Here is a 26537-nt window from a genome sequence, read left to right as displayed (position 1 = left end):
AGGGTAAGGAGATCATCCGTGTCACGGTTGAAGAACCTTTCTATGTCCGGCCCGAAGAGCATCCTGGTGCGTTCTAAGTCGGGTATCATCTGCCGCTCCGGAACAGGGCACTATGCCCTGTTCCGGGAGGCGGTTTGAACCTGGTTTGGAACGGGAGGGGATGCGCTTTCAAACCCGGAAACTGCTTAACAGGAGGAAAACCGTGAAAATGAAAAAAAGCGTAGTATTCGCATCGATTGCCGCATTCGTTCTGGGTGGTGCGATGGTGTCTTCTGCAGCAACCATCGAAGCCCTGAATGTCGGCAAGGGAAATATTCCAATCGACCCGACCGATCCTTTCTGGTCTGCTTATGGCCCCACGAAAGAAAAGGGAGTGGTGATTGATTTGGACCCGCAGATGATCACCAACCCGATGTGGCCGAACCCGGCTACGAAGTGGGTGAACGTCAAGGCGGCACGCAATGACAAGGAAATCGCAGTTCGCCTGGAGTGGAATGACGGTGTCCGCGACGACATCATGGTCCGGTCCCAGCATTACAAGGACCAGGCCGCGCTGATGTTCCCGGTGAAGGCAGGCAGTGAGCCTCCTTTCACCATGGGCTCTGAAGGCGAGCGTGTCAACATCTGGCAATGGAAAGCGACCTGGAACAAAGAAGCCGCTGGACGGGCCGGAAACGAAGGCATGCAGGATCTGGAAGACTATTACACCAACATGGCAATGGGTTCCAGTGGTTACTACATGTATGAGCCGGATGGAGGCCTGTTGCTGAAAGGTGCCCTGAAGCCTGGTATGTCTGGCAGCAAGGATGAGCGCACCAATGAAGGTGTTCATACCGGTGGTGCTGGCGATATCGTTAAACGTTCCACCTACGTGGACCTGGGCATGGGTAAAAACGAAGGTGTTTACAACCCGGGCCGGGCCACCCACAACATCATGTCCGACGCATCCATGCGGCGGTCTCCGGTTGAAGACCTCAACGCCGAGGGTTTCAGCACGCTGACCACGCAGGCCAACCAGGATGTGGATGGTGAAGGCAACTGGAACAACGATCGTTGGGCCGTGGTTTTCAAACGACCTTTGAAGACCGAGGATGCCAATGACGTCCAGTTCACCGGCAACAGCACGCCGATGTCCATCGCCATCTGGAACGGTGCCAACAAGGAACGCAATGGCCAGAAAGCCATTACGGCCTGGAATACCCTGAAGTACTGACCGAAGGGCATTCCTTTTTCAAGACTGGTAGCGCTCCCGGAAGTCCCGTTCCCCCGGGCTTCCGGGAGTTTTTACAACCCATCCTCCCTTAGGGTTTACAGTCGGCTAAAGAGTGAAGGGGGTTTGTTATTTCCGTGGTTAAAAGAATCGCCTTTGACCCGGGCGATTCTTTCCAATCCGTGCATGGAATGCGAAATACCTTACCCTTCCTTCCCTCTTGGTCGGAATCTCCTGTCCCCCCCCACGACTCATTCAGTCCTTGGCAAAAAAGCCATAATCTGTTACCTCTTTTACAGTCCCAAAAACAAACCCCTTTTTATGATGAAAGAACATTTTTTTAAAATTCGTGGGGTGATTGTGGTTGATGACACCCAAACAGAAGATGATTTCAGCATGTTTGTGAAAGCATTGGACGACCGTGATGCCGTTCTAAAAGTAAAAGAATATTTACGCACCCAGGCACCCAATGTGGCGGGCCGCATGGTTGGACGGGTGATAATTCAAGGTATTGAAAAAAGAGATACTCCTTAGTTAAAGCCCCTCCTCAATTATCCCCAACCCCTTCTTTTTGAAATTACCTTTCCATTTCCAAAAAATTCCCCCATTTATCAAACCGATTTCACCCACTGCCGGGAAATGCGTCCCGGATTGTTTTTAATTCTTTGAAGTAGCAGGGTTTGAAATGGTTACCGGTTTTATTTGAAACAAAAACCGAATAGAATTTGTTTGAAAGAGTCCGAACAAGTGTAAATTTTAATATCCAAAATAAATTTAAAATCGGTTTGGAGTTTTATTTTGTCCAATTTGACTTAATAAAAGTTCAGATGGAATAATTATAAAAGATTGAAAATAATAAAGTTAAGTTGGTAATTGCTGGAATTTTATTGTTTTTATTAAATTCCGCTTTCCAAATTATTTGGAAGCCCTTAACCTAAATTTAGTTTATTTCCATAAACATTTAAAAATGGATTTTCGAAGATGAATTGGAATCTCTTCTCTGCAAGGAGGGGGGCAGGGAGAACGCCCGGTTTTAAAGGAAATACCAGCGGAGAGGAAAGCTTATGATTGCCACAGATTTGTTTTTAAAAGGGAAAAATGCACAAATTCAGGGGCGCCTGGATGAGGCATTGGAATGGTTCCAGAAGTCTTTAACAGCGAATGAGGAGTCCCTGGGTAAGTTTCACCCTGATGTGGCCTTTATTAAAAACAGTCTGGGTAACCTTTGGGTTCAAAAGGGCGATACGGCCAAAGCCATTAAATACCTGGAAGATTCTTTAAAAACCCTGTCTAAAATTTGCGATCCCAAACACCCCATGCTGGCTGAAGCCTTCCATAATCTGGGTAAGGTTTGTCGGCAGGATGGAGATCCCGAAAAAGCCATCCAATATTTTGAAAAGGCTTTATCCATTTATAAGAAAAATGGAATGAATGACCCGGTTCCGGACCTGGAAGGGATGATTGCCGATCTTTTCGTTCAAATTGGAAATTCCTCGAAACCAAACCCCATAAAAAAACAAGCGGTTACGGAAAATTAAAAAGAATAAATGCTTTTTTATCAATTTTAGGGTTGCAATCATCATTATATTTACCTATTCTGTAAATATAAATAATAGGAACCGAGAGAGCTTGACCCAGGGTTCCGGGGGACTCGGGAACGGATCCCGAAAAAAGGCAAGCGACTCAAGTAAAAACAGCGGAGGAAATCATGAATTCGACGGAATGGGTACGGTTGGGTAAAGAAGCTCAGGCAAATGGACTTTTTGACCAGGCAGTGGGTTATTACAGTCAGGCCCTCAATGAACGGATCAAAACCTGTGGCGAATACCATCCTGAAGCCTCTTTTATTTACAGTAACATCGGGAGTATATTTTTCAAGAAAAAGGATTATGCCATGGCCGCGCAAAACATGTACCAGGCATTGCAGGGCTTTCACCGGGTTTGCAGTCCGGATCATCCGCTTCTTGCGCAGACCTGCAACAATCTGGGTCTGGCACTGGCAGGGCAGGGAGAATATGAAAAAGCCATCCAGTTTTTTGAGCGGGCCCACCAGATTGCGCGTCAGTCCGGTATGGGGGATATGGCCCACGAAATTGAAAGAAAAATAAAATCCCTTTTTTCTCGAATGGGCCAGGCCGTTGCTTGATTTCGGGTTGCCATTCCAAGGGCGAGGGTTGGGTCCACCAGCCCCTGGGGAAATACGTCAAAAACCTGTTTCCCGTAACGGTACCTTTAAGGAGTTTGCCCCTGTGAATTGAAGAGCCGCCCGCAGGCTCTTTAAGGAACTTTTTAACTGTCGATGGTTTCTTCCCTTGATGGGCACGAATGGTCATCCTGGCAAGACGCCAAATCCGGACCCCTCCACCTGCTGTGGTTTTGGTCCGGGAGAATTTCCGCCTGGCAACGCAAATTAAATCCCCACCTCAGACGGCCCTTCGTGGCCCACCCATTGTTTTTAAGTACAAGAATAGACGCCCTGGCTTATCTATCGGTATGTCAAAAAAGGCTTTCCGTTTCTCTTTGAATATGTGAGAATTGTTTAATTCGAAGGAACCAGGGAGGGTGCCTGCCGCCAATGCAAATGAATACCCCACCATTACCATTAAAAATTTGACGGCGGCTTTTGATGTTCGTGATGAAGGCAAACTCATGGCGAAAGAAAACTCCCAAACAAATTTACAGGTACTGAAGCACAACCTGATTGTCACACTCCTGATATTTTTTAGTGGGATACTGATGACCAGGTTGGCGCACCCGCTCAGCACCAACCTGGTCATTCATATTCCTCACGGTATCGCCCTGGGGGCCTACCTGCTGTATTCCCACCGAGTGACCCCCGGCATTTTGTTGGGCACCACCGCTTTCTTTTTCTGGTCCGGCCAGACCCAATTTGCGGATTTCGACCAGGTGCAAATGCTGGGATTCTCCGCCTTGTTGGCCCTGGGGAGCTTCCTTCAGGTGTGGGTTGGCGCCACCCTGGTTCAGAAGTGGCTGGAGAAGGACACGCCCCTCAATGGCATCAGTGAGGTAATGATATTTGTGTTTGGTGTGGCCGCCCTTTCCACGCAAATCTTTCCGTTTTGGTCGCTTATTCTCTTTAATCTTTCCGGGCAAATTCCCGGTTCCGGAATGGGGTCGTACTGGGTCATCAGTTGGCTGTCGAACCTGCTCGCGGTCATGCACATCACCCCGTTTTTTCTGGTTTTTCAGAAAAAGAACCGTATCCCGCTGCCGCCAAAATCGGGTCGGGAGGCCGTGCTCCTGGCCCTGGTGCTGTACATCGTGGGCCAGGTGGTGTACGGGCCCTGGTTGGAGCAGACCGATTATCCCCTGGTTTACCTGTTGTTTCCGGTTCTGGTATGGGCGGCGCTTCGTTTTCGCCAGCCCGGGGCCATCCTGGCCATCCTGTACACCGCCTTGATCGCCATCTGGGGTACGGCGGAGGGCCGCGGGCCCATGGGTCCCAAACCCGTCGAAACGGCTGTCATCCTGCTTCAACTGTACTTGTTTGTGCTGGCCGCCATGTCCCTCATTCTGGGCGCCACCATTGCCACCAGCTACCAGCATCAAAGCGAGTCCGAAAAGTTCGGGGTTCTGCTGAACCGGGCGATCAATGAAATCTACGTGATCGAGCTGGAATCCATGAAATACGTATTTGTCAACCAGGGTGCGTGCAAGAGGCTGGGCTATTACATGGAAGATATCCTGCAAATGAAGCCTTTGGATTTCACCCAGGGAATAACCCGCCAGGAGTTGAACCAACTGGTCGACCGTTTGCTGGAGGACCCGGACAGGATGGAGCGGGTGGAAGCGATTCACAAATGCCGGAACGGCTCGACTTACCCCATCGAAGCCTATGTGAACATTGCGACTTTCGGCAACAAGAAATACCTGACCCTCATCGCCACGGACACGACCGACAAACGCCTGGCGCAGGACGCCATCGTCAACGCCCGCGTTCGCGCCGAGGAGGCAAACCAGGCCAAAAGCATGTTCATATCCAACATGAGCCACGAAATCCGCACACCCATGAACGCCATTCTGGGTTACGTGCAGATTCTGGAGCGTGACGACACCTTGTCGACCGACCAGAAAAAGCGGGTGGATGGAATCCAGAAAGCAGGCAACCATCTTCTCGGCCTGATCAACGACATCCTGGATTTCTCCAAAATCGAAGCCGGGAAAATGGAGTTGAACGTAGCGCAATTCAGTCTGTCCGGCCTGATTGGGGATTTGCAGGTGATATTCCACAACCGTTGTGAAAGGAACCACCTGACCTTGAAGGTGGAATACAGTTTCAGCGGGCAGAGGCGTTGGGTGGAAGGCGACCAGGGGAAACTCCGGCAGATTCTCATCAACCTGCTTGAGAACGCCGTTAAATTCACCGATCAGGGCAAAGTGTTTTTTCGCGTTACCGAGGAAAGGAAGGATCAATATTTATTCGAAGTCGTCGACACCGGATGTGGCATCCCCCTCGAAAAGCAGGAAGATGTGTTCGATTATTTCATCCAGAACCAGAACGGTCAGGAAAAGGGCGGAACCGGTTTGGGCCTGTCCATTTCCAGGCGGCAGGTGGAGCTGATGGGTGGGGAGCTGAAGCTGGAATCCTACCCCGGATGGGGTTCCCGGTTCTTCTTTTCCATAAAGCTCCCTTCCGCTCAGGAGCGGCCCATGGAAGACCATCGCGATTACGAACATGTGGTTGCGCTGGCTGCGGACCAATCCGTCCGCGCCCTAATTGTGGATGACAACCAGTCCAACATCGAAGTCATGCAGGAAATGCTCACCGAAATCGGCATTGAATGCCAGGCGGTGGTCAGCGGCTGGGATGCCATCGACAGTGCCCTGGCCTGGAAACCCGATATCATTTTCATGGACTACCGGATGCCGGGACTCAATGGTCTGGATACCGCAAAAATGGTCCAAAACAACCTAAGCGAGGAATCCACCAAAATTGTCATGGTCACCGCATCCAGCTACCGCCATGAAAAGGAACGGTTTTTGAGGGAGGGAGTGCAGGGATTCATTGCAAAACCCTTCATGCGCGGAGAGGTGTTCAAGTCCTTGCATGATTTATTGGGCCTCGAGTTCGTATACCGGAAAGAAACGGAAAAAACGACGGATCCCTTTCCTGAGAAAAACAGACAAACCGCTCCGCTGGCCCTGCCCGGACCGCTCCTGTCAAAACTGAAAAAGTTCGCCCGCCTGGGAATCATGAGTCAGTTTGAAGAAGTTTTAAAGGACGTCGAATCCTTGGGACCCGAAGGGGTCGAAATGGCTGCGCAACTTCGGGAGAAGGCTGAAAATTTTGATAAAAACGGCATAATGAAACTACTGGAAACCTGCACTCTCGAGCATCCCTCCTAGACTCCTTGGAATTGCAATTCAAGTTGAAAAGCTTAAATTCGTTTGTAATTCATCAAGGGTGGGGTGCCCAAAGCAGACGCTGTATTTTCAGGGGTGGAGTCTTGCGAATTGTGGCATAAAATTGTTTAACGATGTTTTACCATGGATGTTGCATCACAGAAATGGACCTTGTGGATGAAAGAGGGGCGGGATGACGGATTACAAGGCCGGGGATAATTCATGGATGGTTCTGCTGGTCGATGACCAACCCGCAAACCTGGAGGTATTGCGGGGAACTTTGCAGGAAGAAGGATACGAACTCGCGTTTGCAGCCACAGGTGAAGACGCCTTGGGCATCGTCCCCGAACTGAAACCGGACCTGATACTGCTGGATGTCATGATGCCCGGGATCGATGGCTTCGAAACCTGCCGCCGCCTCAAGAAATCCGAAACAGGCAAAGGCATCCCCGTCGTTTTTGTGACCGCTCGCACGGACACCCCGGACCTTTTGGCGGGATTTGATGCCGGTGGGATCGATTACATAACCAAGCCATTCCAGCATGAAGAAGTGCGCGCCCGCGTTCGAAGCCACATGGAGCTGATCACCCTCAGACGAACGCTGGAGACTCAAGTCCACCATACGCAGGAACTTCTGGAGCAAACTCTGACTGGAAGTTTGAACATCTTCCACCAGGTTCTTGCGGGGTTTGATCCCAACTTGTTCAACCATGCCGCGCGGCTGCGCCAACTGGTGAAGGAATGCGGTTCGGCCCTTGGGTTCGAGGACACCACCACGCTGGAAATCGCCGCCATGTTTCTGCCGCTGGGGCTGGTCACCCTGCCGCCGGACACGATTGCCCGATACCGGGAAAACAGAAGCCTGTCCCCGGTGGAAAAGGACATGCTCATCCGGGTTCCCGAGGCGGGAGCCCGGTTGCTGGAAAAGATTCCCCATCTGAAAGCAATTTCGAAAATCGTACGCTTTCATCAAAAGGGATATGACGGAAGTGGATTCCCGGAGGATGGCCCTCAAAGAGAAGGTCTGCCGATTGAGTCGCGGGTTCTAAAGTTGTTGTCGGATTTCGTTTTCGCAGAATTGAATGGTCTGGAGGGGGCCCGCGCCGTCGAACGGCTGGAAGAAAACCCCAAACAGTATGACCCTTTCCTGATGGCAAAATTCAGGGTCTTCATTGACCGGCAGGAGCACATCCTTGAACAGTCCCCGAAGGTGGAGAAATCCATTTCTTTTGAGGAACTGAAAACCGGCCTGGTGCTCGCCGACAAAATTGAAAACAAGGAAGGAATGATCCTGCTCAACCCCGGTCAGACCATCACGGAACTGCACATGATGCTATTGAAAAATCATAAGGAGTTCGTCGGCATCAAGGAGCCCATTCTGGTTTTGGAAACCTGAATCGGCTTGAAAGAAGAAATGCAAATAAGGGAAGCAGGATATTCGGACCAAAGTATCTCTGGATTGCGGCGCGGAGGACTGTATCAAATTCTTTCAAAAAGGAGGCACTAGCCCGGTAGGGTGGGGGTTTTCAGGAATATTGGAAGGGGCCCTCCGGAATGCCCTCTCCGAAATCCGAAGGCCGGTTATTTGATATACCATATTTATATAAATTGCCTTAACCTGAAAAGAAGAAAAAAACATCATTCTGGCCAGGTATCCCTGAAAGCACCGGAAGGGGCGGGGCCTTCCGAAGGTCAAGGATGAGTCCAGCGAACCGTTCTTAATATGATTGCCACGACGCATTGGTATCTTTTTCCTGGAGAAATGCCGGGTTCAAGTTGCGCGGGCACTTGGAAGGTAAATGGGGAGGGTGGGGTTCCCTCTCTTCCAAAATTTAAGGTGCCGGGTCATGAGATCTCCCGCCATATTGAATAGTTTTACAGCGTTTCACGCCAATGTGCTGGTGATGGCATCTTATATTTTAAGCGGTTGTTTGCTTGCCTCACTCACCCATTTTCATGGACATTCGTTTCCCGTTTTTCTTCCGCTGGGAGTCGCACTGGGCTTTCATCTCCTGTTCGGCTACCGCGTTTTACCGGGAGTCTTTGCAGGAGCCTTTTTTCTTACCTTGATATACTGGTTGGGACTGCATCCCCACCCCGCCTCGCACCTCTCCCTTCCAGTTCTGGTCGGGGTCGCTGTCCTCATTGCTTTCGGCGCGACTCTCCAGACCTGGACCGGCGGTTACATTCAACGGCGATGGCTGAGGAATCTTCATCCCCTCCATCACCTGCGGGACCTGACCGTATTCGTCTTCGTGGGCGGCTTGTTGAACAGCCTCATCCATACTAATTTCACTGTGACGGCACTGGTCTGGGCCGACATCATCACTCTGGACCAGTATGGCATTTCCTGGATCACCGGATGGCTGGGCGACAGTCTGGGAGTCCTCATGGTCACACCTTTTTTCACCGCGTTTCAGACATCGCGTCTGCAGCCGCTGACTTCGCAGAAAAAAGTGGAGGCGGTCCTGCTTGCGGGGTTGCTCTACGCAGGTGCCCGGATTATTTTCCACACGCCCATCACTTTTCAGGAATACCCGCTCATTCTTTTGTCTTTTCCGTTGCTTGTGTGGTCGATTTTCCGGTTCCGACAGGTGGGCGGGGTCGTGGTCATGGTTGGGGTGAGCCTGTTGACCATCTGGGGCATCGGACTGACCGATTACCCGGTCGAAACCGACCATGATAAAAGCGTGCTCTTGCTCCAGGGTTACCTGTTCGGACTCATGATGACAGCCTACCTGCTTCATTCCCTGCTGAACCGTGTTCTCGAGGCTACCCGTCAGTCCATCCAGTTGGGAAACCTGCTCAGTCAGGCATTTCATGAAATCTATCTGGCTGATCCCGAAACCTATCAATTTGTCTATGTCAATCAGGGCGCGCGCCAGAACCTGGGGTATTCCCTTGAGGAGTTGCAGGCGTGCACTCCAATTGCCATCGCGCCGGAGTTCAATGAAAGCCGGCTGGAGGAATTGTTTGAAAGCATTAAAAGCGGCGACAACCCGCGACCGGTGATCGAGACCCTTCACCGGCGAAAAGATGGCAGCACCTATCCGGTTGAAGTTCGCTTGCAGCTGGCCCGGGTGGACGGGGAGGACTGGATCCTGGCGGTGGCCCTCGACATCTCGGAAAAAAAGGAAATCCAGCGCGAAATCGTCGCAGCACGCGAAAAAGCCGAGCAGGCCAACCGGGCCAAAAGCGTTTTTCTCTCCAGCATGAGCCATGAAATCCGCACCCCCATGAACGCCATCCTCGGTTACACCCAGATTCTGACCAAGGATCAGGAGCTCAACCGGGACCAGCGGGTCAAGATGGAAGGTATCCAGAAAGCCGGGCATCACCTGTTGGACCTGATAAACGATATTCTGGATTTTTCCAAAATCGAAGCCGGTAAATTGAAGTTGAACAAACAGGACCTGAGCCTCAGTTCCATGGTGAGTGACCTGGCCGATATCTTCCGGGTCCGGTGTGATGAAAAAGGAATTGAGTTCGACTTGCGCAATGACCTGAGCAACAAGGACGAATGGGTGCATGGTGACCAGGGTAAACTGCGGCAGATCCTCATAAACCTGCTGGATAACGCGCTTAAATTCACCGATGAGGGGGCGGTCTCCTTCCATGTCCAGCGAAAGGGTGAGGATGTGTACCAATTCGAGGTCACGGACACGGGGATTGGCATCTACAGGGATCAGCAGAAAACAATATTCAATTATTACGAACAGAACTGGGAAGGGATGGAGCGCGGGGGAACGGGATTGGGATTGACCATCTCCCAGCGGCTTGCAAATATGATGGACGGTGAGTTGGAAGTGGAGTCCGAGGTGGGCAAAGGATCGCTGTTCCGCTTCACCCTGCCCCTGCCTCCTGTGATGGAGAAAAAAGAAAGGGCCGTCGAGAGCCTTTCCACCGTATTGCGGCTCAGCCCGAGGCACCCGGTGAGGGCACTGGTTGTGGACGACAATGAGGCCAACGTCGACGTTTTGTCCGAAATGCTCATGGATATCGGAGTGGAAGTCCAAAAGGCTTATTCGGGAAAAGAAGGCATCGAAATGGCCGGCGGGTGGAAGCCGGATATCATTTTTATGGATTTCAAAATGCCGCAACTCAACGGTCTGGAAGCGGCGAAGGCCATCCAGCATGAAAACCAGGACATCCGCATCGTAATCGTCACCGCCTCCAATTACAGGCACGAACGTGACCGGTTTTTGAAGGAAGGTGTGGATGGATTTATCGGGAAACCATTTTTGCGGGAGGAACTTCTCAAGGCCCTGCAAGATGTACTCCGCGTGGAATTTGAGCATGGAAAGAAAAGCCGGGCACTGGACGATATAGAAAAACCGAAGTCAGCAGATTCCGAAGTGAATTTTTCCAAAGTGAAGGTTCCTGATTTTTTATTACTTAACCTGAAAAAGATGGCAAAATTAGGTATGATTGCAGAGATGGAGAAGCAGTTGACTGAAATCGAGAAGATCCAACCACAGGGACCTCAACTTGCGTCTCACCTTAAAGCTTTGGCCGAAAATTTTGACAAAGATGGCATCCTTAAAGTACTAGACACCGTAGGGCATGGCTGAATACCAGAAGTTTGACCAAACCAATAAACGCATTTTGCTCGTGGACGACACCCCTTCCAACCTTGCGGTTTTAAGGGGTGCTTTGGAGCCGGAGGGCTATCGCCTCGCCTTTGCCTCCAGTGGCAATGAAACCCTCGAGATCGTGCCGGAACTGATGCCGGACCTGATCCTGCTCGATGTCATGATGCCGGGTATCGATGGCTTCGAGACCTGCCGGCGATTGAAGGCCACGGAAATCGGCCTCAACATTCCCGTCATCTTCATCACCGCCCGTCGTGAAACCCAGGACGTGGTGGAAGGGTTTCAGGCGGGGGGCGTCGATTACATCCGCAAGCCCATTCAACAGGAGGAAGTATGCGCCCGCGTGCGCAACCACCTGGAACTCCTTTATCTCCGCCGCTCACTCAAAACACAATACGACAAAACCCGTGAAGTGCTGGAAGAGACTCTCAACGGCAGCGTGTCCATCCTGATGGAGCTTCTGACCAACTTCGACAGCAACCTGTTCAGCCGGGGTACGCGGGTGCGGGAAGTGGTGAGGGAAATCGCAAACGTCCTGGAATACGAGGAAACATGGCAGTTGGAACTGGCGGCCATGCTGGCACCCATCGGCAACATCACCATACCGCCGCACATCCTTTACAAAAAAAATAAAAAAGCGCCCCTCTCGGTCCGGGAAGAAGAATTGTTTCGCAACATCCCCAAGACCAGCATGAAGCTTCTGGAAAACATTCCGCACCTCAAGGATGTGTCCAAAATCGTGTTGTATCACAGGAAGGGGTTCGATGGTTCCGGTTATCCGCCCGGGACCCTGGAAGGCAAGTCCATTCCATTGGGCTCGCGGATCCTGGTCCTGGTGTTCGACCTCGTGGAATTGGAAGCCTCGGGGCTAACCCGCGTGCAGGCCCTGGAGAAGATGAAGGAACGCAAGTCTCATTACGATATGGATCTTCTCCGCACCTTGTACGACCATTTCCAGAATCAGGTTCAGGAAGATGAAAAAAAGCGGGTGAAGTCCGTCACCCTCGAAGGGCTCAAGGTAGGTCACGTCATCGCCAAGCGCGTGGACTCGGTGGACGGCACGCTGTTGCTCTCACCGGGGCAGATCATCACCCAGGCAAAACTGCTTCTATTGAAAAATCATCACCTCATAACCGGCATCAAGGAACCCATCCAGGTGCTGGTTGAGGAGTGATCTCCCCGACCCCCCCCTCGTTTTCCTGGTGTGTCCCGGAAATCCCGATCAGAACAGGTTTCCCCAGCGGGTGGAAAGTCCGGCCCGGATGAACAGGTCGTTTGCCGCGTCATTCAGCCCCACACCGGCTGACAGGTCGAACTGCCAGTCGGGGGTGATCAGCCACAACACCCCGCCATTGAAGGTGTGTGCATCGTCCGCCGGGTCCATCGGCACCGAGCCGAACACCTCCGCAAAAACACTCCATTCCGGTGTGAGCACATATGCAGGAGAAAAGGTATACGTGTAGGCACCCAGCGTTTCACGCGCTCCGCTGCCCAAGGTGGTGGTGTTCCATTCTGCGCCCAGATTGTATGTGATGCTGAAGCGTTTTGTGATCACATTGGTAAAGAGGAGGCGCACAAAAGGGTCGTAACGCTGGCGCGACACTTCATCGTCACCAAAAGGCAGGGCGACCCCCCAGTCGAGGGCGAACTCAGGCCGCAAGCCCTCGGGCCCCCAGAAATAAAACTTGGTGCCTATGTTGCCGTCGCCGAAGCCGGAGGCATCGGGACCGCCGGTGACATCCTGTGCGATGTAACCGTCCAGGAAAAAACGCAGTTCCAGCCACTCCAGCACACCCAGACGAAACAACGGTTCCGGAAGAAGGTGCGTGGTTGCATGTCCGCCGTCGTCGTCGTGGGTCAGGAAATAACCCGTTTCGATTTGAAGTGTTCCGGGTGCGACCACACTGCTCGCGTCGGATTGCCCCGGACGGTCGGTGACGATGGGGGAAGGTTCCGCCGCCCACAATGGCGTGGCTGCCAGCAACAGGGTGGCCAGGATGTGTCCCATTATAATGTTTCGCATCAAGTCAACTCCCGTTTGGGTTTCAGGAAACGGTTTCGGAAATTCTGCACAATGCCTGTGCCATTTCCCGGGCACTGGACTCCCAGGAGTAGTTTCGGGATTTCTCGGGCCCCAACAACCGCGCGTTGGACCGGAAATCATCATCCCGGATCAAACGTTCCAGGTTGGCAGTCAGGGAGTTCAGGTTGAGGGGATTGGTCAGCAATGCCGCCTTGTTGACCATTTCCGGCAGGGCGGACTGGTTGGAAGTCAGCACCGGTACGCCGCTGGCCATGGCCTCCAGCAGGCACATCCCGAATCCTTCATAGACCGACACATACACGAATCCGTACGCTCCACTGTAAAGAAGCGGCAGATCGTTCTCCTCAACGTATCCCAGGTAGAACAATTCGTCCGGGTGGTGGTACGACCGGATGACCGCCTGCAGGCGCTCGGTGCCCCACCCCGGTGCACCCACCATCACCAGCGGGTAATCTTTTCGCAAACTTTCCGGCAGTCGGGAATAGGCGGCAATCAGGTTGGTCTGGTTCTTTTTGGGTTCCAGCGTGCCGACCGTCAGCAGGTAATGCGTCGGCAGATTGTACTTGGCACGCACCGCCTCCACTTCCTCAGGTTGGCGCGGATGAAACAAAGGCGAAACACCGGGAGGAATAATGGTGATCTTTTCCCGCGACAAACCCCACGCTGAAATGATTTCAGTACGAGTGAATTCGGACACCGTAAAAACATGTGCCGCCCGTTCCAGGCAGGCGGGGGCGTAGGTCTGCATCATCGTGCAGTAGGCCTGCCGGTGAAACTCGGGATGCTGGATTGGCGAAAGGTCGTAAAGGATGGGTACCGTCCGCCCTTCAAACGGACGGAACAGGCATTCCGGTTCCAGGTACAGGGCATCGGTATGCGGCCGGGTCAACTCCCGGAACCGGGCATCGATCGATTCGCGGGGGGCTTCACACAGCGACTCGCGGCATGCGATGGCTTCCGGATTGATGGGGGTGGCTTTGAGGTTGTCGGTGACTTCATCGATCGTCAACAGCCGGTCGGAGCCGTTGAAACACATCACCGTCCCCATCGTCGCCTGGCTTTTCAGTCCCTGCAGGAGGTGAAATAAGTAATTTCCGATACCCCGTAAAGGAGGCGTGAGGATCTCTGTGTTGACGATCAGTTTCAAACGAAAACGGCCCTCCTCCCAAGCCGAAAGACTATTTGGATTCAAATAGTTATATACAATTTGCGGGATTTTGGGGCGATTTGCAAACATTTTCGGAAAATCGCCCTCTTGGACCTGATTCCGGAAAGGGGGAAAATCAATCCGATTCCGTTTCGTCGGGCGGGGGAACGCGACCGTAGATGTCGGCAAAACGCACGATGTCGTCCTCTCCCAGGTAGGGTCCTGTGGAGACCTCGATGATGATGAGGGGCCGGTCGCCGCAGTTGGTCACACGGTGGCGGGTTTCGGGAGGAATCCTGAGGGTGTCGTTGATGGAAAGCACCTGTTCGGTTTCGCCCAGAATCACCCGGCATTCTCCCTGAACGATCACCCAGTGTTCGAGGCGGTGGTGGTGCAGTTGCAGCGACAGCATGCCGCCGGGTGCGACCACGATGCGTTTTACCTGGTAACCCTCTCCCTGGTCCACCACGGCAAACCGGCCCCACGGACGGATCACCTCGCGGCCGCTGTCGCCCGCCGGGTGGTGGCGTTTTTTCAATTCCGCCACCACCTTCCGCAAGGAGTCCAGGTGATCGCGGTCGGCCACCAGCAGGGCGTCCTCGGTATCAATAACAAAGGCGTCTTTCATGCCGACCACGGCGACCAGTCGCGATCCCGCCTGCACAAAACAGTGTTCGCTTCCAAGGTGGAGGATGTCCCCCTCGCCACGGTTGCCGTGTTCGTCTTCAGGGAAACAACGCGCCACCGCCTCCCAGTTGCCGAGGTCGTCCCAGCCCGGGTCGCAACGCACCACCGCCACCTGCCGGGCTTTTTCCATCACCGCGTAATCAACGGAAATCGAGGGGACTTTCTGGAACCGGTCGCGGTTCACCTTCAAGGCCCGGTCACGCACGCGCGACCCTTCCCAGCAGTTCAGAACCCCGTCGTGCACCTCCGGCGCGGTGCGGAGCAGGGCGCCCATGAACACGTCACAGCGGAAACAGAACATACCCGCGTTCCACAGGTAACGGCCGGAGGCAACAAACGCTTCGGCGCGTTCACGGTCCGGTTTTTCGACGAACTGGGTGACTTCCTGCACCGCCACGCCGCGCTCGGAACGCAGCGGCGAAGGCGACAGCAGGTGTTCCAGCGAATCGCCCAGTTCAATGTAACCGTAGCCCGTCTCCGGACGTTCGGGTTCGATGCCGATGGTGACAAGAAAATTGTTTTCCGCAAGCTCACGTGCGGTGGCGACCGCGGTCTGCAAAACTTCAGGACGCGCCAGGTGCTGGTCCGCCGCGAGCACAAACAGAACCGTTTCCGGTCCCACTTCCTGCGACACGTACAAGGCCGCCAGCGCGATCGCCGGGGCGGTGTTGCGTCCCATCGGTTCCAGGATGAAATCGAGGGGAACGTTACCGTGATCGGGCAACGCGGCGTATTCGTTCAGGATCGGGTATTGCAGGTGCCGGGGGCCGGCGACGACAATGCGGTCGGTGTCTTCAAAATGAAGCACGCGGTCAAAGGTGCGGCGCAAAAGAGAATCGCCGCCCGCCGGGGCCAGAAAGGGTTTGGGATGGTCCTCCCGTGACAGGGGCCACAACCGGGTACCCGCGCCGCCGGAGAGAATGACGGGAACAATCATGTTCTGTCCCTTTGGTCCGCCTTGGGATGAAGCCCACAAAAAAGGGGGTGCGGATCATGGGCATGACCGGGCAACCCCCTGAAATTTCAGACTAACAGAATCGTTTACAAAAATCATTGGGAAAAAGGCAGCCTGTTGTAGAATGAGGGTCGGCCTCAACCGGGCCAAATAAAAACCTTTTTCATTTCATTTTCATTCAGTTTGTGGAGGTATGAATTTCATGTCGGGAGATGAAAAGAAAAAGCAGCTCTGGCAGTCGGTGCTGGCGGACAAAAGTTTTGTGAAGAAAGACGCCGGCGAGCCCCGGTCCGGCATCAAGTCGAAAATCGACAAGGTGTACGACGAGCTGGAAATCGAAAAACGTTACGAAGAAGTCCGGGAGACGGAAGACCGCACGGAAGATGCGCCCGCCGACGGACCGCGTGCTTCTTAAAAGGTCCGTACCCGTTTCCGGAAACTCACCCTTTCGCCATCAGGCTTTCCATGCAAGGCAATAAAGAAAAACACCGGGAACTCCCCGTCACCCTGCTGGCGGGGTTTCTCGGATCGGGCAAGACCACCCTGCTCAATCACATCCTCACCGGCCGGCATGGCCGGCGCATCGCCGTCATTGAAAACGAGTTCGGTGAAATCGGCATCGACCACGATCTGGTGGTCGGCGCGGAGGAGGATTTGTTTGAAATGAGCAACGGGTGCGTCTGTTGCTCGATCAAAGGGGACCTGATCGAGACGCTCAACCGCCTGCTTGCACGGCAGAAGCAGATCGATTACATCGTGATCGAAGCGACCGGTCTCGCCTCACCCGGACCCATCGCCCAGGCGTTCATGGTGGAGGAGGACATCGCTCAGGGGTTGAAGCTGGACGGGGTGGTGACGCTGGTCGACTGCAAGCACATCGAGATGCAACTCGAAGACCTGGACGTGGCCTGGGAACAGATCGCCTTTTCCAATGTGCTCCTGCTCAATAAAACCGACCTGGTGTCGGCTGAGGAACGGGACCGCGTGCACAAGCGCATTGCAGGAATCAACCCCACCGCAACCCTTCACGTCACCCGGCATGCGCAGGTTTCCCTCGACCAGGTGCTGGACATCGGCGGTTTCGACCTAAAGCGTCTGAACTTCGACGACGCCGGACACGACCACGCGCATGAGGACGGACACGACCACGACGACACCGAGCCGCGGCACGGGGACGCCATCACCTCCGTCGGCATCACGGTGCCCGGTTGCATCGATCCCAACCGATTCAATATCTGGTTGCAGATGCTGTACCTCACCGAAGGGATGGATGTGTTTCGCTCCAAGGGTATCCTGAATGTCGAGGACTCACCCAATCGCTATGTTTTCCAGAGCGTGTACATGATGTTTGACGCGAGGGAGGACAGGCCGTGGGGAGAATCGCCCCGCCAGAACACCCTGCTGTTCATCGGGCGCAACCTGAACCGCGAGCGACTGGAAGCCGGCGTGAAATCCTGCCTGGTTTGATTTACCGGTTTGGATCGACAAACCCCTCGTCGATCGCCAGCCTGAAATGGTCCTGCAGCAGGCGCTTGTATTCCGTATCGTCGGCGGCATGGACCGTTCGCGTGCCGCCATTGTCCCAGATTTTCAACTCGCGGTTTGAAAACTTAAGACGCCCGTTTTCGGTGGGCCGGGTGACCACCCGTTTCTGCCGGAAAATGGAATCCGGTGCGTGAGACAGGTAAAAATTCGCATACTCGTAGTCGCGCGGCAAGGACGGCTCGAGGGTGAACACGTACTGGCTGTCCCATTTGCCATCCAGCCGGGTTTGCAGAATGTACCCTCCCGCCGGATCCCGCACCAGCCGGAATTCCTGGGCGAACTGCTTGTGCACCGTCTCCGCTTCCAGTGGAACCGGCGCGATGAGCCCGAACCCGCCGAAGCCGACATCGACCACCCAGTCGCGTCCACCGGCCCGTACCAGCTGGAGCTGATGACTTCGCGGGCCGGGAATGTCGTCTTCGTCGAACACGCGGGCGGCGAGGAGGGTGAACTCGAAACCGAGGGTCTTCAGCACACGGACGAACAAACCGTTCATCTCAAAACACCAGCCGCCACGCCTTTGGGTCACGATCTTTTCGAACAGGGCGCCGGGTTCAAGCGATATGGCGCGTCCGAGGTACAGGTCGAGGTTTTCGAACGGCACGTTCAACGTGTGCGCTGTGTGGAGCGCGGTGAGCGTGGCCGCATCGTTGGCCACCGGGCCGCTGTGGCCGATGCGGTGAAGGTAGGCGTCCAGTTGTTCGTGTGTCAGCGGGGTCATGTCGGTTTTCGATCCGGTGCCGGGAAAAAGGAATCAGGTCTGAGCGTGCTTTAAATTTTATGCTATGGTTGACCGATTTTATAACGAACGCGTGGAAATTATGAAGGAAGAAATAAAACCTGCCAGGCTGTTCTGTTTTGGCCTCGGGTATGTGGGAAGGGCGCTCGCGGAAATTTTGCACGGCGAGGGTTGGAGCGTTTCCGGCACCTGCCGGAGCGAAGAAAAAAGAAAAGAACATGAACAGCAGGGCTGGCAGGTGTGGACGTTCGACGCTCCGGAAACGGTTCCGGATGTGTCCCATGCGCTGGCCGAGGCCACGCATGTGCTCGTCACCATTGCGCCCAGGGGGGACGCGGGTGATGTGGTCCTGCACCATTTCGGCGAGCTGTTGATGTCCCTGCCGCAATGCGAATGGATCGGTTACCTCTCGACCACCGGCGTGTACGGCGACCGCGGCGGCGACTGGGTGGAAGAAGAGACGCCCCCCGCGCCGACCTTCCCGCACCAGCAACGCCGCGCCAAGGCCGAGGCGAACTGGATGCGCCTCGCCTACAAACACGCGCTTCCCGTGCACCTGTTCCGGCTGGCGGGCATTTACGGTCCGGGACGCAACCCCCTGCTCAAAGCCAGGCAGGGCCTCGCGCAGCGAATCGACAAGCCCGGCCTCATGTTCGGACGCGTCCATGTGGCGGACGTGGTGCAGGTGCTGAAGGCGTCCATCGAACGGCCGCATCCGGGCCGCGTGTACAACGTGGTGGACAACTGCCCCGCCCCCCCGGCGGAGGTCACCGAGCTCGCCTGCAAACTGCTGGGCATGGAACCACCGCCTTTGGTCCCGTTTGAAGAAGCCGGTTTGAGCGAGATGGGAAAAAGCTTTTACCTGACCAACAAGCGGGTCAGCAATTTCCGCATCAAAAAGGAACTGAAGGTGCGCCTGCATTACCCGGACTACCGCGAAGGGTTGAAAGCCCTGGCCGCCAAACTGGAATGATCCGGGCGGAAGCATTGTTATAATCCCTGTACCCGGACCCCGTCGAGGTCCGCCTGCCCCAACCCCGATTCTCAAGGAGGAGCATGGACGACGCCCCGTACCGTTTGCTGTCACTCACCGGATTTTTTGTTCTTGCCCTTGTGGCCTGGGCCACCGGCAACCGCGCCCGGCCGAATGTGCGCACGGTGGCGGGGAGCCTGGTCCTCATCTGGCTGATCGGCGCCTTCACTTTCTGGTTGCCGTTCACGCGCGACGCGTTGTCGTGGGTGAACGACGCTCTGCTGGCCCTGATCGCCGCATCGCGAAAGGGCAGTGTGTTCCTGTTCGGTCCGCTGGCCCTGGGGCCCGGGGAGAGCCTGCCCGACGGGACGAAATCCATCGGTTTCGTGCTCGCCATGCAGGTATTGCCTGCGGTGATCTTTTTCTCGGCGGTGGTCGCCGGATTGTATTACCTGAATGTCATGCAGGCGGTGGTGCGGTTTTTTGCGCGCATATTTTACCGGCTGATGGGCCTGTCCGGCGCGGAGGCCCTGTCGGCCTCCGCCAACATCTTTGTCGGCATCGAGTCCAGCCTCACCGTGCGGCCGTATCTCGAACGCATGACGCGCTCGGAACTGCTCACGCTTCTCACCTGCATGATGGCGACGGTGGCCAGCACCGTGCTTGCCGTGTACGTCCTGGCATTGCAGAACGTGTTTCCACAGATCGCGGGCCACCTGGTGTCCGCGTCGATCATCTCCATCCCCTGCGCCATCCTGGTGAGCAAGCTCACCCTGCCGGAAAACGACCAGCCCGTCACCGCAGGCGAGGTGCCCGCCAAAGCGGGGTACGACGGAAATGACACGCCGCCAGCCAACCTGATGGTGGCTCTGATGGACGGCGGCAAACAGGGCGTGGGGATGGCGGTGGGCATCGCTACTCTATTGATTGTGGTGCTGGGGCTGGAAGCGGTGCTGGATCTGTTGCTGAACCTCCTGCCCCAAGTGGGTGGGGAGCCGATCACGCTGGCCCGCATTTTGGGGATGCTCACGTGGCCGTTCGTGGTTCTGCTCGGGTTGGAACCCGGCGAGTGGCAGATGGCGGCCCAGATTCTCGGTTCGCGTTTCGTGGAGACGGAGGTGACGGCGTACTTCACGCTGGCGGCGGTGCAGGGAGGAGACGTCCCGGCATTCACCCCGCGTTCGCTCACCATCCTGACCTATGCGCTTTGCGGTTTCGTGCACATCGCCAGCATGGGAATCTTCATCGGCGGGGTGTCGAGCCTGATGCCGAGGCGTGTGCGGGAGGTTTCGGTGCTGGGCGTGCGGGCACTGTGGACGTCGTTTCTGGCGACCCTGCTTACAGGGTGCGTGGCCGGGGTGCTGGCGTGACGGGATTCACTCGCCGCCGCCAAACAGCAGGGACACGATGTTCCAGAAAAATGAAATGATGATGATCAACACACCGATGGCGGCGATGTACACCGAGTACGCCTCGCGTTTTTCTTTTTCCGTAAGGGGAGGGTACTTGTCCCCGTCCGGTTCGTGTCGGCCGCTCATGATGCCGGGAAGGGAAGAGTGGTGAGTCCGCGCGGCTGAAGGGTGGGGGACATCGGTCACACCTCGTTCTGCCGGTCGATTTCCTGCAGGAATTCGCTGACCGTGTGGACGGTGTTGAAATTTTTGAACGGTGAGACCATGCCGACGATGCAGGAGTTGAGGATGAAGGGGTCGCCGCGCTCGTGCAGGATGACCATGCTGTTGATGTAGCGTTCGCGGAACCAAGGCAGTTTTTTGACGTCGATCGGGATGACCATTTTCTCAAAATAGGCGGACATGCCGTATTTCTCGGTCAGATACCGCTCCAGTTCCTCCTTTTCCTCTTCCAGCAGCAGGTTGTTGACACGGCTCTGGATCCAGCGCAGGTATTCGGGGGCCGATTGCTCCTCATTCATCTCCAGTGCTTGCGGGTAATTGGCGATGATCTTGGGCACGGGCAGGGGCTCGTCACGAAAATAGACAATCCATTCGATGCGGATGTCATCTTCCTCGTGGTCCATCGTCAAACGGGTCGATGGAATCAGTGAATATGCTTTGTAAAGATTCATGTCAGGCCCTTTCTTGAGCCTCCTATTATACGAATTCAGATTCGATTTGTCTTCCCGCCTGTGGGAGAGAGCCTGACCCCAAGTCGCAGAAAATGCGAAATCCGCACGGTTGGCGAACCGGGAGCGGATCCGGCACATCCTTTTCCACTTTCTGGCTATTTGAAGGAAGGGCTCAAACCGTGGGACCGGCCCAGCCGACGGTTTTAAATGTCGCCGAGCTCATCCTCTTCGAAAAATTCCTTCATGGATTCCAGGTCCGTTTTCTCAGTCAGCCGCTGTTCGGCACGGTCGATGAATTCGTTGACGGTCTTCAGGTGTTCCGGCTGGATGTTGCGGAGCATGAGGTGTTCCATCAAAAACTCTTTTTCGAAATGATCCAGCAGGCGACCGACACACCCCATTAAAAACGGGGAGAATACCGCCTCCACGCCGGTGAAGTCCATATACACGGGTTGTTTTGCTTTCAATTCCGGCAGGATTTTTTCATAAAGCCGGATGCCGTCGTCGAGCGCAATGCACCGGGTTCCGATATCCTCTTTCAGTTTGATTTCCATGATTCCAGTTCCTGGGGAATATAAGGTTTTCCCTGCATGATGCGATCCCTTATACTGAATTCAAACACCAATGCGGGCGTTTTAGCATTCAGTTCGCTTTGCCATTCGGGAGTACCAGGATTTGATGTGTCTTCGTTTCAGCCCGCTTATTCTGCTCGTTTTGGGGATGCTGCTCCCACCCGCGTTCGCGGAGAACCCGCATCATCATCCACACCGTTCGGGCCATTTGCCTTCCGTAGGGCCCGGCGAAGCGCCGCATTTTCATGAAATCGATGTGGACAAGCTGACCCGCGTGGACGATATCGCCAAACGGCCTCACGACCTGCCTCCACCCATTCAACGCAAGAAATCCGAAACCGTCAAGTTCAAGTTGGAATTCCGCGAGCTGGTGTCCACCCTGTCCCCGGATACGGAATACGTTTTCTGGACGTTTGACGGCACGGTTCCGGGTCCTTTTCTACGCGCCCGTGTGGGCGATACAGTGGAGTTGACGCTGGCCAACCATCCCACCAGCACCCATTCGCATTCCATAGACCTGCACGCGGTCACGGGTCCGGGGGGTGGTTCGAAGCTTTCCGAAGTGAAACCGGGCGAGACGCGGACGATCGTATTCAAGGCGCTTCATCCCGGCGTGTACCTCTACCACTGCGCCACGCCCAACGTGCCGTCGCACATCACCAACGGCCTCTACGGACTGATCGTCATCGATCCCGAAGACGGCTGGCCCGAGGTGGATCGTGAATTCTACATCATGCAGGGCGAATTTTATACCCGTGGAGCGGTGGGAGACCGGGGATTCCAGGACTTTTCTCCTGAAAAAATGATGCAGGAGCGGCCCGAGTACATCGTGTGGAACGGCCGGGTGCGGTCCCTCACCGGCCCGGGTGCCCTTCAGGTGAAACAGGGGGAACGCATCCGCATCTTCGTCGGCAACGGCGGGGTGTCCCGCGTCCTCAATTTCCACATCATCGGGGAGATGTTTGATGCGGTCTATCCGGAAGGGGCCATGAGTCCGCCGCGTCACCGGGTGCAGACCACCCTGGTGCCTGCCGGAGGGGCGTCCGCCGTCGAACTCACCCTGGAGAATTCCGGCGACTACATCCTGCTCGACCACGCCATCGCCCGCATCGATCGCGGCTCCTACGGCCTGCTGAAAGTCGACGGCCACCCTGTCCCCGGACTCCTGTCCACCCCCTGACCGGGGGATTCACCCTCATCATATCCACCCTTTCCAGGTATCCTGTTTTCCTACGCAGGTGAAGAAATCCTCAATTTGATATATAATCTTTCGGCATGGATGCCGTGGAAAATGAAGGATTGGAGGATGATCCGGTATCGGGTTCTTCCGACAGGTCGTTTGGCCTGGTTTTCTTCGCCGTGTTTGCGGGGATCGGCCTGTGGCCCCTGCTGAACGGCGGTCCGGTGCGTCCGGTGTTTCTGGTTCTCGCCGGGGTCACACTGGGCATTGCCGGGTTGAGGCCTTCCTGGCTGTCTCCGTTCAATCGGAGATGGATTCGCCTTGGTGGGATTTTAGGAAATATAATGAGCCCGGGAATCCTCGGCATCCTGTATTTCTGCGTGGTGACGCCGACAGGGGTTTTCCTTCGTATACTAGGAAAAGACCTGTTGCGGATGCGGCGGGACCCCGCCGCTGCGAGTTACTGGATCGAACGCGATCCCCCCGGCCCGGCGCCGGAGTCGCTGATCAATCAGTTTTGACGGGAGGTTTCCGTGACGGTCGTCAAGGAATTGTGGGTGTTCATTCGGGTCCGCAAGAAGTACTGGCTGTTGCCCATCGTGACTCTGCTTCTCATGATGAGCGGGCTGGTGATTCTGACTCAAGGGTCCGCGGTGGCGCCGTTCATCTACACCCTGTTCTGATCCTGCCGGGCCATGGTTGTTCTCGGCATCTCCGCTTTTTACCACGACAGCGCGGCGGCCCTGTTGCGGGACGGAGTGGTGGTGGCCGCGGCGCAGGAAGAGCGCTTCACCCGTAAAAAACACGACGCCCGCTTTCCCCGCCACGCCATCCATTCCTGCCTGGAGCAGACGGGCCTCGGCCTCGCCGAGGTCGATGTCATCGCCTTCTACGACAAGCCCTTTCTGAAATTCGAACGCCTGCTGGAAACCAGCATCGCCTTCGCGCCGAAAGGATTCCGCACCTTTCATAAAGCCATTCCCGTCTGGATCAAGGACAAGCTGTTTCAAAAACCGCTGCTCCTGCGCCAATTGCGCGCCATGGGATGGGAGGGCGATCCCGACCGGGCCCTGCTGTTTTCCGAACACCACCTGAGCCATGCGGCCAGTGCCTTTTACCCGTCGCCGTTTGAAGAAGCGGCGGTGCTGACGCTCGACGGCGTCGGCGAATGGGCGACGACGTCGTTCGGCATCGGCCGCGGGCGCGAACTCACCCTGCAAAAAGAAATCCATTTCCCGCATTCGCTGGGCCTGCTCTATTCAGCGTTCACACAGTACCTCGGGTTCAAGGTGAACTCCGGCGAGTACAAGCTGATGGGGTTGGCCCCCTACGGGGAACCGCGATTCAAAGACACGATCCTCGAGCACCTGATCGACGTGAAAGCCGACGGCACGTTCCGGTTGAACCTGGACTGCTTCGATTACTGCACCGGCCTCACCATGACCAACAAGAAGTTTCACGCGCTGTTCGGCGGTCCGCCGCGCAACGGCGACGCCGAGGTGCTGACGGAGCGGCATATGGACCTCGCGGCCTCCATTCAGTCGGTGACGGAAGAGGTCCTGCTGAAACTCACCCGCTCGATCGCCAGGGAGTCGGGATTGAAGAATCTCTGTATGGCGGGCGGGGTGGCGCTCAACTGCGTCGCCAACGGGCGCGTTCTGCGCGACGGGGCGTTCGAGCGCATCTGGATTCAACCCGCCGCAGGGGATGCCGGGGGCGCGCTGGGTGCGGCCTACTGCGCTTACCACCTGCATGCGGGCAACCCCCGCAGGACGGGCATTGCCCTTGACGGCATGCGGGGGGCGTTTCTGGGGCCGGAGTTTTCGCAGGAGGAAATCCAGGCGCGGCTGGATGCCGCCGGGGCGCAATTTGCGGTGATGGAAGAGGGGGAAATGATCGACGCCTGCGCCGAGGCGCTGGCCGAAGGGCGCGCCGTGGGGTGGTTTCAGGGACGGATGGAGTTCGGTCCGCGGGCCCTCGGCAACCGGTCGATTCTGGCCGATCCCCGCTCGCCGGACATGCAGGCCACCCTCAACCTCAAGGTCAAAAACCGCGAGTCGTTTCGCCCGTTCGCCCCGTCCGTCCTGAGAGAGGAGGTGGCGCGCTACTTTGAAATGGACACCGACAGCCCCTACATGATGCTGGTGGCGGAGGTGGCCCGGCGGCGGCGTCGCTCCTTGACGGACGCCGATCTCTCCCGGACCGGGCTGGAACAGCTCCGCGTGGTGCGGTCCGATCTCCCCGCCGTGACGCATGTCGATTGTTCGGCCCGCATTCAAACAGTTCACAAAGAGACCAATCCCCGCTATCATGCATTGATCACGGCGTTCCAGCGACGCACCGGGTGTCCGGTGCTCGTCAACACCAGTTTCAACGTGCGCGGCGAGCCCATCGTGTGCACGCCGGAAGACGCGTTTCGCTGTTTCATGGGCACGCAGATCGACGTGCTCGCCATAGGCAACTGTTTTCTTAAGAAGGGAGAGCAGAACCCCGCTCTCATCAACAACCACGCCGGGGCGTTTGAGCTGGACTGAGCCATCCCGCCTCCTCCCCCCGCCTTTCAGGATTTCTGCACATGCTCTTAGCGGTAGACATTGGGAATACCAACATCGTCTTCGGTCTGTATGACGCGGACTGCCTGCGCACGCACTGGCGCATCCGTACGGAACGCAACCGCACGGTGGACGAGTACTGGGTTCTGGCCAACGAGTTCATCCTGCTGAACGACATCACCACCGGCACCATCGACGACATTGTCATCTCCTGCGTGGTGCCGCCGCTCATCCCGGTGTTCGAGGAGTTGTCGCGCAAGTATTTCAAAACCGAACCGCTGGTGGTGGGGCCGGGCATCAAGACGGGCATTCCCATCCTTTACAAGAATCCGGCGGAAGTGGGGGCCGACCGCATCGTCAACGCCGTGGCGGGGCTGGAAAAATACGGCGGGCCGCTGATCATCGTCGATTTCGGAACGGCCATCACCTTCGACGTGGTGTCGAATAAAGGCGAGTACCTGGGCGGCGCGATTTTTCCCGGCCTGCAGATTTCGATGGAAGCGCTCTACAAAAGCACGGCAAAGCTGTCACCGGTGGACTTGGTGCGGCCTGAAAAGGTGATCGGGAAATCAACGGTGGAGAGCATTCAGGCCGGCACCATTTACGGCTTCGTCGGCATGATCGAAAACATCGTCTCCAGGATGCAGGGGGAGCTGGGAGAAAAAGCGAAAGTGATCGGCACCGGCGGGCTCATCAAGGCCATCGCCGACCAGGTTCCGGTGGTCGAGGTGATCGACCCGTTTCTGACGCTGGAAGGTTTGAAAATTCTTTATGATCGAAACCGGCAGGGAAAGTGAGAAGGAGGTCCTTCACACAAAAAACCGGCTTTCCCGACTAGAGGAGGGGCTAAAACCCGGGGAGAGGAGGGACCCCAGGAAAATCAGTAGTCGA

General features: G+C 55.7%; 24 protein-coding genes. 17 read left to right on the top strand and 7 right to left on the bottom strand.

The genetic code is table 11. The features are described 5' to 3' along the window. Positions 1–208: 208 nt before the first annotated feature. From ACTRXA_RS14195 to ACTRXA_RS14160, 8 genes are all read left to right on the top strand, one after another. Entirely contained in the window at positions 209–1213 is a 1005-nt protein-coding gene (locus tag ACTRXA_RS14195; protein ID WP_442427820.1) for an ethylbenzene dehydrogenase-related protein, read from the top strand. Between the two features lie 318 nt (positions 1214–1531). After that, the gene (locus tag ACTRXA_RS14190) at positions 1532–1744 is read left to right on the top strand and encodes a hypothetical protein (protein WP_442427819.1); all 213 of its coding nucleotides are present in this window, start codon (positions 1532–1534) and stop codon (positions 1742–1744) included. 530 nt (positions 1745–2274) lie between these two features. Further along, entirely contained in the window at positions 2275–2748 is a 474-nt protein-coding gene (locus ACTRXA_RS14185) for a tetratricopeptide repeat-containing protein (RefSeq protein WP_442427818.1), read from the top strand. Between the two features lie 170 nt (positions 2749–2918). Further along, complete coding sequence (locus ACTRXA_RS14180) at positions 2919–3356, top strand: tetratricopeptide repeat protein (RefSeq protein ID WP_442427817.1); 438 nt, start codon at positions 2919–2921, stop codon at positions 3354–3356. A 503-nt stretch (positions 3357–3859) separates the two neighbouring features. Continuing rightward, on the top strand, positions 3860–6577 hold the full coding sequence (locus tag ACTRXA_RS14175; protein WP_442427816.1) for an MASE1 domain-containing protein: 2718 nt from the start codon (positions 3860–3862) through the stop codon (positions 6575–6577). A 190-nt stretch (positions 6578–6767) separates the two neighbouring features. After that, complete coding sequence (locus tag ACTRXA_RS14170) at positions 6768–7970, top strand: response regulator (RefSeq protein ID WP_442427815.1); 1203 nt, start codon at positions 6768–6770, stop codon at positions 7968–7970. A gap of 451 nt (positions 7971–8421) precedes the next feature. Continuing rightward, entirely contained in the window at positions 8422–11145 is a 2724-nt protein-coding gene (locus ACTRXA_RS14165; RefSeq protein ID WP_442427814.1) for an MASE1 domain-containing protein, read from the top strand. Next, a complete protein-coding gene (locus ACTRXA_RS14160; RefSeq protein ID WP_442427813.1) occupies positions 11138–12340 on the top strand; it encodes a response regulator in 1203 nt (400 codons plus the stop codon). The genes ACTRXA_RS14165 and ACTRXA_RS14160 overlap by 8 nt, the downstream gene beginning before the upstream one ends. Positions 12341–12388: 48 nt before the next feature. Here ACTRXA_RS14160 and ACTRXA_RS14155 read toward each other — a convergent pair whose 3' ends face one another. From ACTRXA_RS14155 to ACTRXA_RS14145, 3 genes are all read right to left on the bottom strand, one after another. Continuing rightward, the gene (locus tag ACTRXA_RS14155; RefSeq protein WP_442427812.1) at positions 12389–13189 is read right to left on the bottom strand and encodes a transporter; all 801 of its coding nucleotides are present in this window, start codon (positions 13187–13189) and stop codon (positions 12389–12391) included. A 22-nt stretch (positions 13190–13211) separates the two neighbouring features. Continuing rightward, positions 13212–14357, bottom strand: coding sequence for a glycosyltransferase family 4 protein (locus ACTRXA_RS14150; protein WP_442427811.1), 1146 nt, complete (start codon positions 14355–14357; stop codon positions 13212–13214). Between the two features lie 136 nt (positions 14358–14493). Next, a complete protein-coding gene (locus tag ACTRXA_RS14145) occupies positions 14494–15981 on the bottom strand; it encodes a mannose-1-phosphate guanylyltransferase/mannose-6-phosphate isomerase (protein WP_442427810.1) in 1488 nt (495 codons plus the stop codon). Positions 15982–16201: 220 nt separating this feature from the next. Between ACTRXA_RS14145 and ACTRXA_RS14140 the strand changes: the two genes are divergently transcribed. Together ACTRXA_RS14140 and ACTRXA_RS14135 are read left to right on the top strand one after the other, a co-directional pair. After that, on the top strand, positions 16202–16414 hold the full coding sequence (locus tag ACTRXA_RS14140) for a hypothetical protein (protein ID WP_442427809.1): 213 nt from the start codon (positions 16202–16204) through the stop codon (positions 16412–16414). A 50-nt stretch (positions 16415–16464) separates the two neighbouring features. Beyond that, complete coding sequence (locus ACTRXA_RS14135) at positions 16465–17466, top strand: CobW family GTP-binding protein (RefSeq protein ID WP_442427808.1); 1002 nt, start codon at positions 16465–16467, stop codon at positions 17464–17466. Between the two features lies 1 nt (position 17467). Here the strand turns inward: ACTRXA_RS14135 and ACTRXA_RS14130 are convergent, their stop codons facing one another. Next, positions 17468–18265 (bottom strand): arylamine N-acetyltransferase family protein, encoded by a 798-nt coding sequence (locus ACTRXA_RS14130; protein ID WP_442427807.1) that lies wholly within the window; start codon positions 18263–18265, stop codon positions 17468–17470. 100 nt (positions 18266–18365) lie between these two features. Between ACTRXA_RS14130 and ACTRXA_RS14125 the strand changes: the two genes are divergently transcribed. Both ACTRXA_RS14125 and ACTRXA_RS14120 read left to right on the top strand, forming a co-directional pair. Continuing rightward, positions 18366–19256: an SDR family oxidoreductase gene (locus ACTRXA_RS14125; protein WP_442427806.1), complete on the top strand. Its 891-nt coding sequence runs from the start codon at positions 18366–18368 to the stop codon at positions 19254–19256. A gap of 83 nt (positions 19257–19339) precedes the next feature. Next, complete coding sequence (locus ACTRXA_RS14120) at positions 19340–20626, top strand: NupC/NupG family nucleoside CNT transporter (RefSeq protein WP_442427805.1); 1287 nt, start codon at positions 19340–19342, stop codon at positions 20624–20626. Between the two features lie 6 nt (positions 20627–20632). On the opposite strand, the gene ACTRXA_RS14115 is transcribed toward ACTRXA_RS14120, so the two are convergent. The 3 genes from ACTRXA_RS14115 to ACTRXA_RS14105 all read right to left on the bottom strand — a co-directional run bounded on the left by ACTRXA_RS14115 (position 20633) and on the right by ACTRXA_RS14105 (position 21896). Continuing rightward, entirely contained in the window at positions 20633–20854 is a 222-nt protein-coding gene (locus tag ACTRXA_RS14115) for a hypothetical protein (RefSeq protein ID WP_442427804.1), read from the bottom strand. Continuing rightward, a complete protein-coding gene (locus tag ACTRXA_RS14110; protein WP_442427803.1) occupies positions 20851–21342 on the bottom strand; it encodes a hypothetical protein in 492 nt (163 codons plus the stop codon). Before ACTRXA_RS14110 ends, ACTRXA_RS14115 begins: the two co-directional genes overlap by 4 nt. 203 nt (positions 21343–21545) lie before the next feature. Next, positions 21546–21896, bottom strand: a complete 351-nt coding sequence (locus ACTRXA_RS14105) for an STAS-like domain-containing protein (protein ID WP_442427802.1) — start codon at positions 21894–21896, stop codon at positions 21546–21548. Positions 21897–22020: 124 nt separating this feature from the next. Between ACTRXA_RS14105 and ACTRXA_RS14100 the strand changes: the two genes are divergently transcribed. From ACTRXA_RS14100 to ACTRXA_RS14080, 5 genes are all read left to right on the top strand, one after another. After that, positions 22021–23094: a multicopper oxidase domain-containing protein gene (locus ACTRXA_RS14100; protein ID WP_442427801.1), complete on the top strand. Its 1074-nt coding sequence runs from the start codon at positions 22021–22023 to the stop codon at positions 23092–23094. Between the two features lie 95 nt (positions 23095–23189). Further along, on the top strand, positions 23190–23615 hold the full coding sequence (locus ACTRXA_RS14095) for an SxtJ family membrane protein (RefSeq protein ID WP_442427800.1): 426 nt from the start codon (positions 23190–23192) through the stop codon (positions 23613–23615). 12 nt (positions 23616–23627) lie between these two features. Beyond that, a complete protein-coding gene (locus ACTRXA_RS14090) occupies positions 23628–23777 on the top strand; it encodes a DUF5989 family protein (protein WP_005005875.1) in 150 nt (49 codons plus the stop codon). A 12-nt stretch (positions 23778–23789) separates the two neighbouring features. Further along, positions 23790–25628, top strand: coding sequence for a carbamoyltransferase family protein (locus ACTRXA_RS14085; RefSeq protein ID WP_442427799.1), 1839 nt, complete (start codon positions 23790–23792; stop codon positions 25626–25628). Between the two features lie 41 nt (positions 25629–25669). Further along, complete coding sequence (locus ACTRXA_RS14080) at positions 25670–26443, top strand: type III pantothenate kinase (protein ID WP_005005871.1); 774 nt, start codon at positions 25670–25672, stop codon at positions 26441–26443. Positions 26444–26537: the final 94 nt, after the last annotated feature.

It is taken from the genome of Nitrospina sp. P1_D6, from assembly GCF_052156615.1.
In the GTDB taxonomy this organism is placed as follows: Bacteria; Nitrospinota; Nitrospinia; order Nitrospinales; family Nitrospinaceae; genus Nitrospina.
Note: the sequence above shows the minus strand (reverse complement) of the source record. Positions and strands in the feature narration are given on the sequence as shown.

What these genes read in the sequence shown, in the direction of transcription:
- ACTRXA_RS14130 (WP_442427807.1), bottom strand. Translation starts at nt 18,265, where the DNA reads ATGACCCCGCTGACACACGAACAACTGGACGCCTACCTTCACCGCATC.
- ACTRXA_RS14190 (WP_442427819.1), top strand. Translation starts at nt 1,532, where the DNA reads ATGATGAAAGAACATTTTTTTAAAATTCGTGGGGTGATTGTGGTTGAT.
- ACTRXA_RS14170 (WP_442427815.1), top strand. Translation starts at nt 6,768, where the DNA reads ATGACGGATTACAAGGCCGGGGATAATTCATGGATGGTTCTGCTGGTC.
- ACTRXA_RS14185 (WP_442427818.1), top strand. Translation starts at nt 2,275, where the DNA reads ATGATTGCCACAGATTTGTTTTTAAAAGGGAAAAATGCACAAATTCAG.
- ACTRXA_RS14120 (WP_442427805.1), top strand. Translation starts at nt 19,340, where the DNA reads ATGGACGACGCCCCGTACCGTTTGCTGTCACTCACCGGATTTTTTGTT.
- ACTRXA_RS14145 (WP_442427810.1), bottom strand. Translation starts at nt 15,981, where the DNA reads ATGATTGTTCCCGTCATTCTCTCCGGCGGCGCGGGTACCCGGTTGTGG.
- ACTRXA_RS14135 (WP_442427808.1), top strand. Translation starts at nt 16,465, where the DNA reads ATGCAAGGCAATAAAGAAAAACACCGGGAACTCCCCGTCACCCTGCTG.
- ACTRXA_RS14195 (WP_442427820.1), top strand. Translation starts at nt 209, where the DNA reads ATGAAAAAAAGCGTAGTATTCGCATCGATTGCCGCATTCGTTCTGGGT.
- ACTRXA_RS14110 (WP_442427803.1), bottom strand. Translation starts at nt 21,342, where the DNA reads ATGAATCTTTACAAAGCATATTCACTGATTCCATCGACCCGTTTGACG.
- ACTRXA_RS14140 (WP_442427809.1), top strand. Translation starts at nt 16,202, where the DNA reads ATGTCGGGAGATGAAAAGAAAAAGCAGCTCTGGCAGTCGGTGCTGGCG.
- ACTRXA_RS14095 (WP_442427800.1), top strand. Translation starts at nt 23,190, where the DNA reads ATGGATGCCGTGGAAAATGAAGGATTGGAGGATGATCCGGTATCGGGT.
- ACTRXA_RS14080 (WP_005005871.1), top strand. Translation starts at nt 25,670, where the DNA reads ATGCTCTTAGCGGTAGACATTGGGAATACCAACATCGTCTTCGGTCTG.
- ACTRXA_RS14105 (WP_442427802.1), bottom strand. Translation starts at nt 21,896, where the DNA reads ATGGAAATCAAACTGAAAGAGGATATCGGAACCCGGTGCATTGCGCTC.
- ACTRXA_RS14175 (WP_442427816.1), top strand. Translation starts at nt 3,860, where the DNA reads ATGGCGAAAGAAAACTCCCAAACAAATTTACAGGTACTGAAGCACAAC.
- ACTRXA_RS14180 (WP_442427817.1), top strand. Translation starts at nt 2,919, where the DNA reads ATGAATTCGACGGAATGGGTACGGTTGGGTAAAGAAGCTCAGGCAAAT.
- ACTRXA_RS14155 (WP_442427812.1), bottom strand. Translation starts at nt 13,189, where the DNA reads ATGCGAAACATTATAATGGGACACATCCTGGCCACCCTGTTGCTGGCA.
- ACTRXA_RS14100 (WP_442427801.1), top strand. Translation starts at nt 22,021, where the DNA reads ATGTGTCTTCGTTTCAGCCCGCTTATTCTGCTCGTTTTGGGGATGCTG.
- ACTRXA_RS14165 (WP_442427814.1), top strand. Translation starts at nt 8,422, where the DNA reads ATGAGATCTCCCGCCATATTGAATAGTTTTACAGCGTTTCACGCCAAT.
- ACTRXA_RS14125 (WP_442427806.1), top strand. Translation starts at nt 18,366, where the DNA reads ATGAAGGAAGAAATAAAACCTGCCAGGCTGTTCTGTTTTGGCCTCGGG.
- ACTRXA_RS14160 (WP_442427813.1), top strand. Translation starts at nt 11,138, where the DNA reads ATGGCTGAATACCAGAAGTTTGACCAAACCAATAAACGCATTTTGCTC.
- ACTRXA_RS14085 (WP_442427799.1), top strand. Translation starts at nt 23,790, where the DNA reads ATGGTTGTTCTCGGCATCTCCGCTTTTTACCACGACAGCGCGGCGGCC.